This is a genomic window from Citrobacter sp. BDA59-3 (assembly GCF_015167655.1).
Lineage (GTDB): Bacteria > Pseudomonadota > Gammaproteobacteria > Enterobacterales > Enterobacteriaceae > Phytobacter > Phytobacter diazotrophicus.
In genome coordinates this window covers 3461915-3476531 of sequence record NZ_CP063427.1, presented here as the reverse complement: position 1 = coordinate 3476531, position 14617 = coordinate 3461915, and the positions used below count along the sequence as shown (strand labels likewise).

The 14617-nt window shown below is 58.2% G+C and carries 18 protein-coding genes; 14 read left to right on the top strand and 4 right to left on the bottom strand.

What is annotated here, in order from left to right; translation table 11 throughout:
* Positions 1-2 precede the first annotated feature (2 nt).
* The 11 genes from IP582_RS16505 to IP582_RS16455 are packed head-to-tail and all read left to right on the top strand — an operon-like array spanning position 3 to position 8087.
* Positions 3-797, top strand: a complete 795-nt coding sequence (locus tag IP582_RS16505; RefSeq protein ID WP_193793838.1) for a sirohydrochlorin cobaltochelatase — start codon at positions 3-5, stop codon at positions 795-797.
* Positions 794-1504, top strand: coding sequence for a cobalt-factor II C(20)-methyltransferase (locus tag IP582_RS16500; protein ID WP_041851891.1), 711 nt, complete (start codon positions 794-796; stop codon positions 1502-1504). Before IP582_RS16505 ends, IP582_RS16500 begins: the two co-directional genes overlap by 4 nt.
* Positions 1501-2238, top strand: coding sequence for a cobalt ECF transporter S component CbiM (cbiM, locus tag IP582_RS16495; protein WP_193793837.1), 738 nt, complete (start codon positions 1501-1503; stop codon positions 2236-2238). The genes IP582_RS16500 and cbiM overlap by 4 nt, the downstream gene beginning before the upstream one ends.
* Before the next feature lies 1 nt (position 2239).
* Positions 2240-2521: an energy-coupling factor ABC transporter substrate-binding protein gene (locus IP582_RS16490; protein ID WP_041851889.1), complete on the top strand. Its 282-nt coding sequence runs from the start codon at positions 2240-2242 to the stop codon at positions 2519-2521.
* The gene (locus tag IP582_RS16485; protein WP_193796296.1) at positions 2505-3185 is read left to right on the top strand and encodes an energy-coupling factor ABC transporter transmembrane protein; all 681 of its coding nucleotides are present in this window, start codon (positions 2505-2507) and stop codon (positions 3183-3185) included. Before IP582_RS16490 ends, IP582_RS16485 begins: the two co-directional genes overlap by 17 nt.
* Positions 3186-3193: 8 nt before the next feature.
* Positions 3194-4009, top strand: coding sequence for an energy-coupling factor ABC transporter ATP-binding protein (locus tag IP582_RS16480; protein ID WP_193793836.1), 816 nt, complete (start codon positions 3194-3196; stop codon positions 4007-4009).
* Positions 4006-5529, top strand: a complete 1524-nt coding sequence (locus IP582_RS16475) for a cobyric acid synthase (protein ID WP_193793835.1) — start codon at positions 4006-4008, stop codon at positions 5527-5529. Before IP582_RS16480 ends, IP582_RS16475 begins: the two co-directional genes overlap by 4 nt.
* Positions 5523-6068 (top strand): bifunctional adenosylcobinamide kinase/adenosylcobinamide-phosphate guanylyltransferase, encoded by a 546-nt coding sequence (cobU, locus tag IP582_RS16470; protein WP_193793834.1) that lies wholly within the window; start codon positions 5523-5525, stop codon positions 6066-6068. The genes IP582_RS16475 and cobU overlap by 7 nt, the downstream gene beginning before the upstream one ends.
* Complete coding sequence (gene cobS / locus IP582_RS16465) at positions 6065-6805, top strand: adenosylcobinamide-GDP ribazoletransferase (RefSeq protein WP_193793833.1); 741 nt, start codon at positions 6065-6067, stop codon at positions 6803-6805. The genes cobU and cobS overlap by 4 nt, the downstream gene beginning before the upstream one ends.
* Before the next feature lie 29 nt (positions 6806-6834).
* Complete coding sequence (gene cobT / locus IP582_RS16460; protein ID WP_193793832.1) at positions 6835-7893, top strand: nicotinate-nucleotide--dimethylbenzimidazole phosphoribosyltransferase; 1059 nt, start codon at positions 6835-6837, stop codon at positions 7891-7893.
* Between the two features lie 35 nt (positions 7894-7928).
* On the top strand, positions 7929-8087 hold the full coding sequence (locus IP582_RS16455) for a hypothetical protein (RefSeq protein WP_193793831.1): 159 nt from the start codon (positions 7929-7931) through the stop codon (positions 8085-8087).
* 123 nt (positions 8088-8210) lie between these two features.
* On the opposite strand, the gene IP582_RS16450 is transcribed toward IP582_RS16455, so the two are convergent.
* The gene (locus IP582_RS16450; RefSeq protein ID WP_041851883.1) at positions 8211-8522 is read right to left on the bottom strand and encodes a helix-turn-helix transcriptional regulator; all 312 of its coding nucleotides are present in this window, start codon (positions 8520-8522) and stop codon (positions 8211-8213) included.
* A 241-nt stretch (positions 8523-8763) separates the two neighbouring features.
* Here IP582_RS16450 and fusA point away from each other — a divergent pair, with 241 nt between their 5' ends.
* A complete protein-coding gene (fusA, locus tag IP582_RS16445) occupies positions 8764-10866 on the top strand; it encodes an elongation factor G (RefSeq protein WP_041851882.1) in 2103 nt (700 codons plus the stop codon).
* A gap of 359 nt (positions 10867-11225) precedes the next feature.
* On the opposite strand, the gene IP582_RS16440 is transcribed toward fusA, so the two are convergent.
* From IP582_RS16440 to IP582_RS16430, 3 genes are read right to left on the bottom strand one after another with little or no spacing between them, the layout of a single operon-like run.
* Entirely contained in the window at positions 11226-11726 is a 501-nt protein-coding gene (locus IP582_RS16440) for a DUF4865 family protein (RefSeq protein ID WP_193793830.1), read from the bottom strand.
* Positions 11726-12112, bottom strand: coding sequence for a tautomerase family protein (locus IP582_RS16435; RefSeq protein ID WP_193793829.1), 387 nt, complete (start codon positions 12110-12112; stop codon positions 11726-11728). Before IP582_RS16435 ends, IP582_RS16440 begins: the two co-directional genes overlap by 1 nt.
* A 4-nt stretch (positions 12113-12116) precedes the next feature.
* A complete protein-coding gene (locus IP582_RS16430; RefSeq protein ID WP_041852041.1) occupies positions 12117-12419 on the bottom strand; it encodes a carboxymuconolactone decarboxylase family protein in 303 nt (100 codons plus the stop codon).
* Between the two features lie 100 nt (positions 12420-12519).
* On the opposite strand from IP582_RS16430, the gene IP582_RS16425 reads away from it, so the two are divergent.
* Positions 12520-13404: a LysR substrate-binding domain-containing protein gene (locus tag IP582_RS16425; protein WP_107224093.1), complete on the top strand. Its 885-nt coding sequence runs from the start codon at positions 12520-12522 to the stop codon at positions 13402-13404.
* Between the two features lie 150 nt (positions 13405-13554).
* The gene (locus IP582_RS16420; protein WP_193793828.1) at positions 13555-14580 is read left to right on the top strand and encodes an LLM class flavin-dependent oxidoreductase; all 1026 of its coding nucleotides are present in this window, start codon (positions 13555-13557) and stop codon (positions 14578-14580) included.
* Positions 14581-14617: the final 37 nt, after the last annotated feature.

Sequence of the window (14617 nt, the reverse complement as noted above, 5' to 3'; positions counted from 1 at the left end):
ACATGAAAAAAGCGCTTCTGGTGGTGAGTTTTGGCACCAGCTATCACGACACCTGTGAAAAGAACATTGTGGCCTGTGAACGGGACCTGGCTGCCAGTTGCCCTGACCGCACGCTGTTTCGGGCATTTACCTCAGGAATGATCATTCGCAAGCTCAAACGCCGCGACAACCTGCACATCGACACCCCCTTGCAGGCACTGCAAAAACTGGCAGACCTGGGCTATCAGGATGTGGCGATCCAGTCTTTGCACATCATTAACGGTGACGAATACGAAAAAATTGTTCGTGAGGTACAAACCCTACGGCATCTGTTCAAACGCATGGTGATCGGCGCACCGCTGCTCAGCAGCCACGACGACTACATGCATCTGATGCAGGCGCTGGCCCGCCAGATGCCGGTACTGGCAGACGGTGAAAAAGTGGTGTTTATGGGCCACGGAGCCAGCCATCACGCCTTCGCCGCTTACGCCTGTCTCGATCATATGATGGCGGCACACCGTTTCCCGGCGCGTGTCGGTGCGGTGGAAAGTTACCCGGAGGTAGATGTGTTGATCGACAGTCTGCGCCGCGAAGGGATCAGCGCGGTACACCTGATGCCGCTAATGCTGGTAGCAGGCGATCATGCCATTAACGATATGGCCTCTGATGAAGAAGACTCGTGGAAAACGCAGTTTGAGCGGGTCGGGATTGCCGCAACGCCGTGGTTGCAGGGGCTGGGCGAAAACCCGGCTATCCGAGCGATGTTTGTCGCGCACCTGCATCAGGCGCTGAGCCAGTCTCTGGAGGTGGCGGCATGAGCGGCAGACTCTACGCATTAGGGATTGGCCCCGGCGCCAGCGACCTTCTCACCGTTCGTGCTGCGCGCATTCTCGGCAAACTTGATGTGCTCTATGCCCCGGCGGGGCGCAAAGGAGGCGACAGTCTGGCGCTTTCCATTGTGCGGGAATATCTGGGCGAGCAGACGGAAATCCGCTGTACCCATTTCCCGATGAGCGCCGACAGTGCGGAAAAAGAGGCCGTCTGGGATGACGTGGCCGCCGCGCTTAGCGCAGAAACTCTGGCCGGAAAACAGGTGGGGTTCATCACCCTGGGCGACGCCATGCTGTTCAGCACCTGGGTCTTCTTGTTGCAGCGTCTGGGGCGTCCTGACTGGCTGGAAATCGTGCCTGGGGTGACCTCTTTTGCCGCCATTGCCGCGCGCACGCAAATACCGCTCGCCATGGAGCAGCAGTCGCTGGCGGTGGTCTCCTGTACCGCGCCGGAGGCGGAGATTAAACAGGCGCTGGCGAACCACGACAGCCTGGTGCTGATGAAAGTCTATGGCCGCTTCGCACGCGTCAAAGCGTTGCTGGCCGATGCCGGATTGCTTGACCGCGCAGTGATGATGGCCGAAGCAACCCTGCCGGGAGAGCAGTGCTGGCGGCAGCTCGCTGAGGTGAGCGACGAACAGCCACTGCCGTATTTTTCGACCATTCTGGTTAATAAACAGTGGGAGAGGCGATGAAACGGGAACAACAGCTTAAACGCCTGTCGTTAAGCGGGCTGGCAGCAGGTCTGTTACTGCTTGTCGTACCGGAGCAGGCATTTGCCATGCATATCATGGAGGGCTTTTTACCGCCGTTATGGGCGCTGGCCTGGTGGATGTTGTTTTTACCCTGTCTGTGGTACGGGCTGGTGCGTCTGCGCCGTATCGTGGCGGAAGACAGTAACCAGAAGTTGCTGCTGGCGCTTTGCGGCGCGTTTATCTTCGTGCTCTCGGCGCTGAAAATCCCATCCGTGACGGGCAGTTGCTCACACCCGACAGGGGTGGGCCTGGCGGTTATCCTCTTCGGGCCGGGCGTGGTGGCTGTCCTCGGCGCGATTGTGCTGCTGTTTCAGGCGCTGCTGCTGGCGCACGGCGGCCTGACAACGCTTGGGGCAAACGGCATGTCGATGGCGGTGATCGGGCCTGTCGTCGGTTATCTGGTCTGGCAGATGGCCTGTCGCGCGGGTATTCGTCGTGATGTTGGGGTCTTTTTATGTGCCATGCTCGCTGACCTGGTGACCTACTTTGTCACCTCCGTGCAGCTTGGCGTGGCCTTCCCGGATCCGCAGGCCGGGGCGAGCGGTTCCATCATCAAGTTTATGGGTATCTTCTGCCTGACGCAGATCCCTATTGCGATTGCCGAAGGGCTGCTCACGGTAATGATCTACGACCAGCTCACTAAACGTCAGTTGATCACCGCACAAGGACATTAAGATGAAAAAGACACTGATTTTGCTCGCGATGGTTATCGCGCTGGTGATTCTGCCGTTTTTTATCAATCACGGCGGCGAGTACGGAGGTTCAGACGGTGAGGCGGAAAGCCAGATTCAGGCCGTTGCGCCACACTATAAACCCTGGTTCCAGCCGCTGTATGAACCCGCCAGCGGGGAAATTGAAAGCCTGCTCTTTACCCTGCAAGGATCGCTGGGCGCGGCGGTTATTTTCTACATTCTGGGTTATATGAAAGGCAGACAGCGTGCTGACGAACGGGCTTGATCGGCTGAGCTACCAGAGCCGCTGGTTTACTGTTGCCCCGGAGCGCAAATTCTTTCTCTGGCTGGCGATGATGGTCCTGGCGTTTTCGCTGCCTCCGGTCGGGCAGGGAGCTTTGCTGGTTGTGCTGGCGGCGTTTACCTGCTGGCTACTGCGTATTTCGTTCTGGCGCTGGTTACGCTGGATGGCGATCCCCATCGGTTTTCTGCTGGTGGGTGTGGTGACAATATTGTTTAGCATCACCCAACAGCCGCAGCACTTGTTGGTGGGCATTCCACTGGGAAGCTACTGGCTGGGCGTTTTGCCGGAAGGGCTGGCGATGGCCAGTACGACCTTCTGGCGCAGCCTGGCGGCGCTGGCGGCCACCTTCTGGCTGGTGCTGAACCTGCCGTTTCCGCAGCTCATTGTGTTACTCCGAAAGGGGCGAGTGCCGCGTCTGCTGACCGAGCAAATCCTGCTGACCTGGCGGTTTATCTTTATCCTGCTGGAAGAGGCCGCGGCCATTCACCGGGCGCAAACCCTGCGCTTTGGTTACCGAACCTTGCCGCTGGGCTACCGCTCGCTGGCGATGCTGGTTGGGCTTTTATTTACCCGCGTGTTGCTGCGCTACAAAGAGATGGCAACCACGCTGGATATCAAACTCTATCAGGGTGATTTTCACCTGTAAGGAATGGCATGCTGGCGACCGAGGGGCTGTGGTTCAGTTATCAGGAAGAGCCCATTCTGAAAGGGTTAACGCTCGATTTTTCGCGCCAGCCGGTTACCGGGCTGGTGGGGGCGAACGGCTGCGGGAAATCGACGCTGTTTATGAACCTGAGCGGTATTTTACGTCCGCAACAAGGCGCGGTGCTGTGGCAGGGAAAACCGCTGGATTACAGCAAGCGCGGGCTGCTTGCGCTGCGCCAGCAGGTCGCTACCGTGTTTCAGGATCCCGATCAGCAGATTTTCTATACCGATATCGACAGCGATATCGCCTTTGCCCTGCGCAATATTGGTGTGCCGGAAGCGGAGATTGCCCGGCGCACCGATGATGCGCTGACGCTGGTGGATGCGCACTCTTTTCGCCATCAGCCGATTCAGTGCCTCAGCCACGGGCAGAAAAAGCGCGTCGCCATTGCCGGGGCGCTGGTCTTGCATGCGAAGTATCTGCTGCTGGATGAACCCACCGCCGGGCTGGACCCCTCGGGGCGCACCCAGATGATCGCGATCATTCAGCGGATTGTGGCGCAGGGGAATCATGTGGTGATCTCCAGCCATGATATTGATTTGATTTATGAGATTTGCGATGCGGTGTATGTTCTACGCCGCGGCGAAAGGCTGGCGTACGGCACGCCGGGTGAGGTTTTCGCCCAAAAAGCACAGATCGAACAGGCGGGGTTAACGCAGCCCTGGCTGGTAAAACTGCATAGCGAACTGGGAATGCCGCTGTGTAAAAGCGAAGCCGAATTCTTTACCCGCATGCGGGAAACGTACATTAAGGAGGCGTCATGACGCTGGCGATTATGCTCCAGGGCACGGCATCAGACGTGGGTAAAAGCGTGCTGGTGGCGGGGCTGTGCCGCATCCTGTATCAGGATGGATTAAAGACCGCCCCCTTTAAATCGCAGAATATGGCGCTTAATTCGGGTATCACCCCGGACGGGCAAGAGATGGGGCGTGCGCAAATTTTTCAGGCAGAGGCAGCAGGGATTGTGCCGGATGTGCGCATGAACCCGGTTCTGCTCAAACCCACCAGCGACCGTAAAGCGCAGGTGGTGCTGATGGGCAAAGTGGCGAGCGATATGGACGCCGTCAGCTATCACGACTACAAACCGCGTCTGCGCGAGCAGATTATCAGCGTCTACCAGAGCCTGAGTCGTGAATATGACGCCATTGTACTGGAAGGGGCGGGCAGCCCGGCCGAGATTAACCTGCGCGATCGCGATATCGTCAACATGGGCATGGCGGAGATGGCCGGCTGCCCGGTGGTACTGGTAGCAGATATCGACAGGGGCGGCGTTTTCGCTGCGATTTATGGCACCCTTGCGCTGTTGCAGGAACATGAACGCTGGCGCGTAAAAGGGGTCATCATTAATAAATTCCGCGGCGACGTGGCCCTGCTCACCCCCGGCATTAAACAGATTGAAGCCCTGACCGGGGTGCCGGTGCTGGGGGTGATGCCGTGGCTGGAGGTAGATTTAGAAGACGAAGATGGCGTGGCGCTGCAGCGTGGCAAATACCTGCGCACCGGCGAGCGGGCCATCGATATTGCCGTTGTGCAACTGCCGCACATCTCTAACTTCACCGATTTTAACGCCCTCGCCGCGCAACCGGACGTGCGTGTGCACTATGTTCGCTCGCCACAAGAGCTGCACAACACCGATTTCATTATCCTCCCCGGCAGCAAAAACACGCTGGGGGATCTTGCCTGGCTACAGGAGAGCGGGCTGGCGCAGGCGGTTTTACAACAGCATCGCCAGGGCGTGCCCGTACTGGGGGTTTGTGGTGGTTACCAGATGCTCGGCGAAACCATTGTCGATGAGGTGGAATCAGGGCTGGGCACGCTGCCGGGGTTGGGGCTGCTCAATACCGTCACTCATTTTGCGCAGAACAAAACCACCACCCTGGTGGCGGCCTCCGTGCAGGGCGAACTTCCCGGACTGCTGGCGGGCTGCGGGCATCTTCCCCTGCACGGCTATGAAATCCATATGGGTGAAACCACGCTGCATGAGGGGTGTCGTCCGATGTTGTGGCTGGAAAAAGAGGGGCAACGCATCGCCGATGGTGCGGTCAGTGAAGACGGGCTGGTATTTGGCACCTATCTGCACGGGCTTTTTGACAGCAATGATTTTACCCGCACGTTGATTAATACGTTGCGGGCGCGCAAAGGCTTGCCGCCGCTGGACAGTACGGTGGATTATGCCCACTACAAAGCGCAGCAGTTTGACCTGCTGGCAGATGCCATGCGCAAGAATATCGACATCGACAGGATCTATCAGGTTATGCATCAACATCAGGAACGCGCATGTTAACGCTGGTTACGGGTGGGGCGCGCAGCGGCAAAAGCCGCCACGCTGAATCGCTGGTTGCAAATGCGAAGGGGATTCTCTACATCGCCACTTCGCAAATCTTTGATGAGGAGATGGCGGCCCGCATTCAGCACCATCGGGATAGCCGCCCGGCGCACTGGCGCACCGAAGAGCGCTGGCAGGGGCTGGCCGATATCATTACCGCGGATAACTCCCCGGACGAGGCCATTTTACTGGAGTGCATCACCACCATGGTGACCAATCTGTTGTTCGCGCAGGGTGGCGACAGCGACCCGGACGGCTGGGACTATGCGCTGCTGGAAGCGCAGGTGCAGGAAGAGATCGAGCGGTTAATCGCCGCCTGTGAACGTTGCCCGGCGCCGGTGGTGCTGGTGACCAACGAAGTGGGAATGGGCATTGTGCCGGAAAACCGTCTGGCGCGGCATTTTCGCGATATCGCCGGGCGGGTGAATCAACGTCTGGCGCAGGCGGCGGATAACGTCTGGCTGGTGGTGTCGGGGATCGGAGTCAAAATCAAATGATCAGGTTGTTTTTTGCCACGCTGTCGTTTATCAGCCGTTTGCCAGTGCCATCCCGCCTGGTTCAGGGGCTGGAGGTGCAGGACTACGTGCGTGGCATCGTCACCTTTCCGTTTGTTGGCGTGGTACTTGGCGGTATCAGCGGTGGTGTGTTTATGCTGCTCCAGCCCTGGTGCGGCGCGCCGCTGGCGGCCCTCTTTGCGGTTCTGGCACTGGCGTTGCTGACCGGCGGCTTTCATCTCGATGGTTTAGCGGATACCTGTGATGGCGTCTTTTCAGCCCGCACGCGTGAGCGGATGCTGGAGATCATGCGCGACAGCCGTCTGGGTACTCACGGTGGGCTGGCGCTGGTGTTTGTGCTGGTGGCGAAAATTCTTGTTATCAGCGAACTCTCTTTGCGCGGTCTTGCGGTTCCGGCGGCGTTAGCCGCGGCCTGTGCCGCCGGGCGCGGTTGCGCGGTGGTGGTGATGTATGGTCATCGCTATGCCCGCGAGGAGGGGCTGGGTAATTTGTTTATCGGCAAGGTCACTTTCACGCAGACCGTTATCACGCTGGCGCTCGCGCTGCTGGTGGCGGTGGGGCTGGAAGGGGCACGCGGCCTGACGGCTGTGCTGATAACCGTGCTGGCGATTTTTCTACTCGGCCTGATGCTTAAACGCACGCTGGGCGGGCAAACGGGCGACACCCTGGGTGCCGCCATTGAACTGGGTGAACTGGTCTTCCTTCTGGCGCTGCTTTGAGTGGCGCCTTACCACTACTGAGAATTCCTATGCAAACACTGACTTCGTTACTGGCAGCAATTCCCGCGCTCGATCAGGGTGCGATGGTGCAGGCGCAACAGCATATTGATGGGCTACTCAAGCCGCCCGGAAGCCTGGGGCGTCTGGAGTCGCTGGCGGTGCAGCTTGCCGGGATGCCGGGGTTAGGCGGCAAACCACAGTCCGGGAAGAAGGTCATTATCGTGATGTGCGCCGACCACGGCGTCTGGCACGAAGGGGTGGCGATTTCACCGCAAATTGTGACGGCTATTCAGGCAGCGAATATGACGCAGGGTACCACCGGTGTTTGCGTGCTGGCAGCGCAGGCCGGGGCGAAAGTGCATGTGCTGGATGTCGGTATCGACAGCGATCCGATTCCCGGCGTTATCAATATGAAAGTCGCGCGTGGCAGTAATAACATCGCCCAGGGGCCGGCAATGAGTATCGCACAAGCGCAGGAGTTGCTGCTGGAAACCATTCGCTATACCCGCGAACAGGCGGCTGATGGCGTGCAGCTTTTTGGCGTGGGCGAGCTGGGTATGGCGAACACCACACCGGCGGCGGCGATTGTCAGCGTGCTGACCGGGGAAGCGCCGGAGTCGGTTGTGGGCATTGGCGCGAATTTGCCTGAGTCGCAGCTTGGACATAAAGCGCAGGTGGTGCGTCGCGCCATTGAGGTTAACCAGCCTGATGCAAACAATGGGTTGGATGTGCTGGCGAAGGTCGGTGGCTTTGACCTGCTGGGGATGACGGGCGTGATGATCGGTGCCGCGTCATGCGGCCTGCCGGTGGTGCTGGATGGGTTCTTATCCTATGCCTCAGCGCTAGCGGCGTGCCGTATCGAGCCGAAAGTGAAGGATTATCTGATCCCGTCGCATCTTTCGGCGGAGAAAGGCGCGCGTATCGCCCTACAAAACCTCGGTCTGGAGCCGTATCTCAATATGGGGATGCGTCTGGGCGAGGGCAGCGGCGCGGCATTAGCCATGCAACTGGTGGATGCCGCCTGCGCCATGCACAACAAGATGGGAACGCTGGCTAACAGCAATATTGTGTTGCCCGAAAGTAAGTAAAATCTCCCCGGTGGCGCGTTGCTTACCGGGGCTACATGATGTGTTCGCGCCCCGACCCGAAAGTCAGCCAACATAAGCATCATGGACCGCGCCAGCGGCGATTTTCCTGGCCGGGAGCCCGGGTCGCCAGGGGGGCGGTGAGCCACCCTGGCACGTTCACGGGTTCTGTCGCGACAGAAAAGCAAGGAACATAAGGTGAACGGAATGACCATCAGAGCCGCATTTTCCCCCTCACCCTGACCCTCTCCCTCAGGGAGAGGGGACCGTTCGTGCTCGCATTTTTGTGGGGATTCCTCAGCCCTCAAGGGAGAGGGGACTTACCTTCCTGCCTGCATCACCTGCAACAACGTATCCAGCAGCCCGGGAAAACGGGCGTCCAGGTCTTCCCTGCGTAACGAAATCATATTCTCCCGCCCTTGCGGACGCTGCCAGACCACGCCGCTGTCGCGCAGCACGCGCCAGTGATGGGTCATGGTGGACTTTGCCACATCCTCCGGGCGCAACGCATTGCAACTCAATTCACTGCCATCGGCGAGCCGCTTGATCATCGCCAGACGCAAAGGGTTACCAAGGGCGAAAAGGACGTTTTCCAGCAATATTTGTTCGGTATCGGGGTGGTTCGCAATCATAGTTTTCCTGAGTCGGCGGTTGCTCTGCTCATCATGAGCAGCAGCCCGTATCGGCGGCTGGCCGGTAATATACCCGATGCGTACAAACACGGCTATGCGCCATGCATCAGGACCAACAATCTCAATGATAGCGCAAAATTTAAAAATAGTACTAGAATACTCGTACAATTGGACTATTATAGTTTGCGAAACCTAACCGGCCATATCGGCCATTTATTGTCAAACTGACTAAGGACGCATCATGCCCCGACCCATCCCTCTCGAACGTTATCGCAACATCGGTATCTCCGCGCACATCGATGCCGGTAAAACGACAACCACAGAACGCATCCTGTTTTACACCGGGATGAGCCACAAACTGGGTGAAGTACACGATGGCGCGGCAACAACCGACTGGATGGAACAGGAGCAAGAGCGCGGGATTACCATTACGTCCGCGGCGGTAAGCTGCTTCTGGCCAGGTATGGACAGAGGTTATGAGCCGCATCGCATTAATATCATCGACACCCCAGGGCACGTGGATTTCACCATTGAAGTGGAACGTTCCATGCGTGTACTGGATGGCGCAGTGATGGTTTATGACTCCGTTGGCGGCGTACAACCGCAGTCGGAAACCGTCTGGCGGCAGGCCAACAAATACCATGTGCCGCGCCTGGCGTTCGTCAACAAAATGGACCGCCCCGGCGCGGATTTCTTCCGCGTGGTGCAGATGATGATTGACCGCCTGAAAGCGAACCCGGTGCCGATTGTTATCCCTATCGGTGCGGAAGAGCATTTCACCGGCGTGGTGGACCTCATCAAAATGCGCGCTATTGTCTGGGACGACGCCACACAGGGTATGACCTTTAGCTATGCGCCTGTACCGGATGATTTGCTGGCCACCGCCCAGGAGTGGCGTGAAAAAATGGTCTCTGCGGCGGCCGAAGCCAGTGATGAGCTGATGGACAAATATCTGGAAACGGGCGATCTGGACGAAGCGGAAATCATCGCCGGGCTGCGTAAACGCACCGTGGCCGGGGAAATCCAGCCGATGCTGTGCGGTAGCGCCTTTAAAAACAAAGGTGTGCAGCGCATGCTCGACGCGGTGATTGAGCTGATGCCGTCGCCGCTGGATATTCCGGCGATTCAGGGCGTGGACGAGAAAGGCCAGCCTGCGGAACGTCATCCGAACGATGATGAGCCGTTCTCGGCTCTGGCGTTCAAACTGATGACCGACCCGTACGTGGGTCAACTGACCTTTATCCGTGTCTATTCCGGCGTGCTGAAAAAAGGCGACGCGGTATGGAACCCGGTGAAAGGTAAAAAAGAGCGTATTGGTCGTATCGTGCAGATGCATGCCAACGATCGCCATGAAGTCGACGAGTTGCGGGCGGGCGATATTGCCGCCTGTGTGGGGCTAAAAGATGTGACCACCGGCGACACCCTGAGCGATCCGGATGCGGTGATAACCCTGGAGCGCATGGAGTTTCCGGAGCCGGTGATTTCGCTGGCGATTGAGCCGAAAACCAAAGCGGACCAGGAAAAAATGGGGATCGCCTTGCAGCGCCTGGCGTCTGAAGACCCGTCGTTCCGTCTGCACACTGACGAAGAGTCCGGGCAGACCATTATTTCCGGGATGGGTGAGTTACATCTGGAAATTATCGTCGACCGTATGAAACGTGAGTTTGGCGTGGAAGCGAATATTGGGCGTCCGCAGGTCACTTACCGCGAGACCTTGCGTAAAGCGGTGAAAGAGATTGAAGGGAAATTTGTGCGCCAGTCCGGCGGTAAAGGGCAGTACGGCCATGTTGTGCTGAGCCTTGAACCGCTGGAGCCGGGCAGTGGCTTCGTGTTTGAAGATGCCACCAAAGGCGGCGTGGTGCCGCGCGAGTACATTCCGTCTGTGGAAAAAGGGCTGCGCGAAGCCATGAACAACGGCGTACTGGCGGGTTATCCGGTGGTGGACGTAAAAGCGACCCTGACATTTGGTTCGTATCACGACGTCGACTCCTCGGAAATGGCCTTCCGTATGGCGGCGATCTTCGGTTTTAAAGATGGCGCGCGCAAAGCGGACCCGGCGATCCTTGAGCCGATTATGCATGTGGAAGTGGAAACGCCGGAAGAGTACGCCGGGAATATCATGGGCGATCTCTCTTCCCGTCGCGGGATGGTGCAGGGTATGGAAGAGCGTTTCGGTAGCCAGATTATCCGCGCCGACGTACCGCTGGCGGAGATGTTTGGTTACTCCACCACGCTGCGTTCCATGTCGCAGGGCCGCGCGACCTACAGCATGGAGTTCCACCATTACGCGGAAGCACCGCGCAATGTGGCGGACGATATCATTGCCAGTCGCGCCAAAGCGTAACCTGTTGGCTGTAACTCAAAACCCCGCTCCGGCGGGGTTTTTTATGGGCGAATTTTGAGCAGTAAAATCGTTCAGCCTGTACCCGGGCACTTCGCTAACCGGGGCTACAAATACCCCATGGCGGCAAATATCCCGTAGTCCGGATAAGGCGTTCACGCCGCCATCCGGGAATTGTCCCCGGTGGCGCTTCGCTGACCGGGGCTACAAAAAGCCCGTGGCGGCAAATATTCCGTAGCCCGGATAAGGTGCGTCAAGCACCGCATCCGGGAATTATCCCCGGTGGCGCTTCGCTAACCGGGGCTACGGTCGGATTCGTCTCTTTGGGGGGGGAGGGGCTCAAACCGCACTCCGCCCGCAAATTAGCCCTCACTCGCCACATAGCCAACCCGGTAATTCTCGCAATCCGCCTGCGGCGCAGCGCCAGGATCCGCCTGCAACCCTTGCCAGCGGCTCACATCCCACGCGCAAAGTCGTCCCTCCAGCGTCAGGGTCGCCAGGTCACTGTGTGCGGCAATTGGCTGCTTTCTTATCGACAGCCAGGCGGCATTGCGCACCTCATCAATATCGGGCAGACGCAGCGCCAGCCAGGTATCAATTTGCGGCCAGCCAAAATCCTCTGTCAGCTTTTTAAAGCCGGGACTCTGTAAAAACTGCGCCATCGCTTCGGGATTTCTCCAGACATACAGCGGCGCATAGCGATTCTCAGCGCAATGTGCGTCCTCGCGCCGGGAAAAGAGATACGCCTTAACCAGCAGGCCTGGGAAGCCGTCCAGCCTCGCGCCGTTTTCCCGGATGCGCGTCTCAATCACCGCCATGTCGTAGTCGGCAGGCAGAGTAAAGCGGTATTGCATCACAATCATCACGCCTCCTCCGACAACAAACGCCCCTGGCTGAAACTCCACTCATCGGCGGTATTAAACTGGATCATCACCATCACATCATTCGGGTGAATATTTAGCGCGCTTTGTAGCCGTTGGCAGAGTACGCGGCAGAGATTTTGCTTCTGCTCAGGCGTGCGGGGTTTCCCCGCGAGAATATGAAACTGAATGAAATTATCGCTGCGCCCGCCGCTTTTATAGTGGCGGTCAAACACGCGCTGGTTGACCGGTAGCGCTTCAAATACCTGAAAACGGTCACCGGACGGAACGGAAAATTCGTCCTCCAGCGTCTGCTGCAGGATGTCGGAAATCTGCGTTATCTGCGCGTCGCTATACCCCTGGCGCAGAGTGATACGGGTGAAGGGCATACGCTTACTCCTCTTCCAGACAGCCGAGGGCAGATACTGCCGCAGGCCAGCCCGCGTAGAACGCCAGGTGGGTGAAGGCTTCGGCCAACTCTTCGCGGCTCAGGCCATTTTGCCGTGCGAAATTGATATGCCAGGGAAGTTGCTGCACGCGGCCCAGCGCCGTCAGCGCACCCAGTGTGACCAGGCTGCGCTCGCGTGGAGAAAGCGCCTCCCGTTGCCAGATATCATTGAACAGCACGTCCTGACTCAGTTCGGCCAGCTTCGGCGCAACGCGGGCCAGGGTTTCACGATCGAGGGATTTAGCCATGGTTTTCTCTCCGTATTGACAGTAAAACGATTCTGGCGTCATAGTTTCGTCCTGAAAATCAAATTATCCGCAATCTACCATCCCGTATTTCAGGACGATAATGGACAAACTTCCCTTAACGCTCGACCTCGACGCGCTGCGCAGTTTTGTAACCGGCATTGAGTGCGGCAGCTTTGCGCTGGCGGCAAGCCGCTTGTGCCGCTCGACCTCAGCGGTAAGCGCACAGCTTAAAAAGCTGGAACAGCAGTGCGATGCCGAACTGGTGATGAAGCAGGGCCGCCACCTGGCATTAACCCGCAATGGCGAGATCCTGATGGGCTACGCCCGTCGTCTGCTGGCGCTCAATGACGAGGCGCAGCGGGCATTGAAAGGCGAGCTGCTACAGGGGGAGATCCGTATTGGTATGCAGGAAGACTTTGGCGAATCGCTGATGCCCGGCATTCTGGGCGAGTTCAGGCGCCACCATCCGGGGTTGCGGATCATCGCCCGGGTGGATCGTAATCAGGCGCTTCTCTCGGCGCTGGATGACGACGCCCTGGATATGGCACTTTTGTGGCAATCGGAAAACAGCCCGCGCGAGGGGAAACTTATCGGCCAGTGTCAGCTTGAGTGGATACAGCATCCGGAAACGGATATTAGCGCGCTGCTGGCACAGGGCGAGCCATTGCCGCTGGTGATGTTTGACAACCCGTGCCTGATGCGCTCACGCGCCATCGCCTGCCTGGATCGGGCGGGTATTCCCTGGCGCGTGGTGTTTGTCAGCCACAGTCTGAGCGGTATCTGGGCGGCGGTGCAGGCGGGGCTCGGCATCACGCTACGCACGCGTGTCGGGATGCCCGTTCATCTTCGCGTCGCGGGAAGTACGCTGCCATCGCCGGGCAATCTGGGGATTATGCTGGCGCACGGGCACGGGAATGTGGCAGATACCGGTGCGCGAGCGAAGCTGGGGGAACTGATGGAAGCGGCGTTGTTGAATGTGAAATAAACGGTTTTTCCCGCAGGTTAGTCAATTAATTTGATGCATTATGTTAAACAAACGATATTTATTCTCATCGGGTAATGCGTAGAGTAGTGAGCATCAAAGGCAGTGAGGTTATTTGCTGCCGACATATCCCTGAGAATAAGGACCCACGTCATGAAGAAGATTGGATTTTTGTCATTTGGTCACTGGACGCCGTCGCCGCAGTCGGGAACCCGTTCGGCCGCTGACGCGCTGCTGCAATCCATCGATCTGGCGGTTGCCGCCGAAGAACTGGGGGCCGATGGCGCTTATTTCAGGGTGCACCATTTTGCGCGTCAGTTAAGCTCGCCGTTCCCGCTGCTGGCGGCGATTGGGGTGAAAACCAGCAATATTGAAATTGGCACGGGCGTTATCGACATGCGCTACGAGAACCCGCTCTATATGGCAGAAGATGCGGGTGCGGCCGATTTGATCTCCGGTGGGCGTTTACAACTGGGCATCAGCCGTGGCTCTCCGGAGCAGGTTATTGATGGCTGGCGCTACTTTGGCTACGTCCCGTCTGAGGGAGAAAACGAGTCAGATATGGCGCGTCGGCACACTGAAGTGCTGCTGGATGTGCTGCGCGGTGAAGGTTTCGCGAAACCCAATCCGCAGCCGATGTTCCCGAACCCGCCGGGCTTGCTGCGTCCTGAGCCTTTTTCCGACGGGTTGCGTGAGCGTATCTGGTGGGGCGCAGGCTCTAACGCCACCGCAGTATGGGCGGCGAAGCTGGGGATGAACCTGCAAAGCTCGACGTTGAAAGATGATGAAACCGGCGAGCCGTTCCACATTCAGCAGGCAAAACAGATCCGCGCCTATCGAGAAGCCTGGGCGGAAGCGGGGCACACCCGTACGCCACGCGTTTCGGTCAGCCGCAGTATTTTTGCCCTGATGAACGATCAGGACCGGATGTATTTCGGCTCAGGCCGTGATGACAGCGATAAAGTCGGTTTCCTCGACGAGAAAACCCGCGCGATTTTCGGGCGCAGCTTTGCCGCCGAGCCGGACAAGCTTGTTGAGCAGTTGAAACAGGATGAGGCGATTGCCGAAGCGGACACCTTATTGTTGACGGTGCCGAATCAACTGGGCGTGGAATACAACGTACATGTGATTGAGTCCATTCTGAAACATGTTGCACCGGCGATGGGCTGGCGCGATTAAAAAGCAATAACGTCTCGCACTGTGCAAACAGGCGAGG

Excerpts from the sequence above, each read along its gene's own strand:
- IP582_RS16490 (WP_041851889.1), top strand. The coding sequence starts at position 2,240 with ATGAAAAAGACACTGATTTTGCTCGCGATGGTTATCGCGCTGGTGATT.
- IP582_RS16420 (WP_193793828.1), top strand. The coding sequence starts at position 13,555 with ATGAAGAAGATTGGATTTTTGTCATTTGGTCACTGGACGCCGTCGCCG.
- IP582_RS16475 (WP_193793835.1), top strand. The coding sequence starts at position 4,006 with ATGACGCTGGCGATTATGCTCCAGGGCACGGCATCAGACGTGGGTAAA.
- cobT (WP_193793832.1), top strand. The coding sequence starts at position 6,835 with ATGCAAACACTGACTTCGTTACTGGCAGCAATTCCCGCGCTCGATCAG.
- cobS (WP_193793833.1), top strand. The coding sequence starts at position 6,065 with ATGATCAGGTTGTTTTTTGCCACGCTGTCGTTTATCAGCCGTTTGCCA.
- IP582_RS16480 (WP_193793836.1), top strand. The coding sequence starts at position 3,194 with ATGCTGGCGACCGAGGGGCTGTGGTTCAGTTATCAGGAAGAGCCCATT.
- cbiM (WP_193793837.1), top strand. The coding sequence starts at position 1,501 with ATGAAACGGGAACAACAGCTTAAACGCCTGTCGTTAAGCGGGCTGGCA.
- IP582_RS16440 (WP_193793830.1), bottom strand. The coding sequence starts at position 11,726 with ATGATTGTGATGCAATACCGCTTTACTCTGCCTGCCGACTACGACATG.
- IP582_RS16450 (WP_041851883.1), bottom strand. The coding sequence starts at position 8,522 with ATGATTGCGAACCACCCCGATACCGAACAAATATTGCTGGAAAACGTC.
- IP582_RS16500 (WP_041851891.1), top strand. The coding sequence starts at position 794 with ATGAGCGGCAGACTCTACGCATTAGGGATTGGCCCCGGCGCCAGCGAC.
- IP582_RS16430 (WP_041852041.1), bottom strand. The coding sequence starts at position 12,419 with ATGGCTAAATCCCTCGATCGTGAAACCCTGGCCCGCGTTGCGCCGAAG.
- cobU (WP_193793834.1), top strand. The coding sequence starts at position 5,523 with ATGTTAACGCTGGTTACGGGTGGGGCGCGCAGCGGCAAAAGCCGCCAC.
- IP582_RS16455 (WP_193793831.1), top strand. The coding sequence starts at position 7,929 with ATGATGTGTTCGCGCCCCGACCCGAAAGTCAGCCAACATAAGCATCAT.
- IP582_RS16435 (WP_193793829.1), bottom strand. The coding sequence starts at position 12,112 with ATGCCCTTCACCCGTATCACTCTGCGCCAGGGGTATAGCGACGCGCAG.
- IP582_RS16425 (WP_107224093.1), top strand. The coding sequence starts at position 12,520 with ATGGACAAACTTCCCTTAACGCTCGACCTCGACGCGCTGCGCAGTTTT.
- IP582_RS16505 (WP_193793838.1), top strand. The coding sequence starts at position 3 with ATGAAAAAAGCGCTTCTGGTGGTGAGTTTTGGCACCAGCTATCACGAC.
- fusA (WP_041851882.1), top strand. The coding sequence starts at position 8,764 with ATGCCCCGACCCATCCCTCTCGAACGTTATCGCAACATCGGTATCTCC.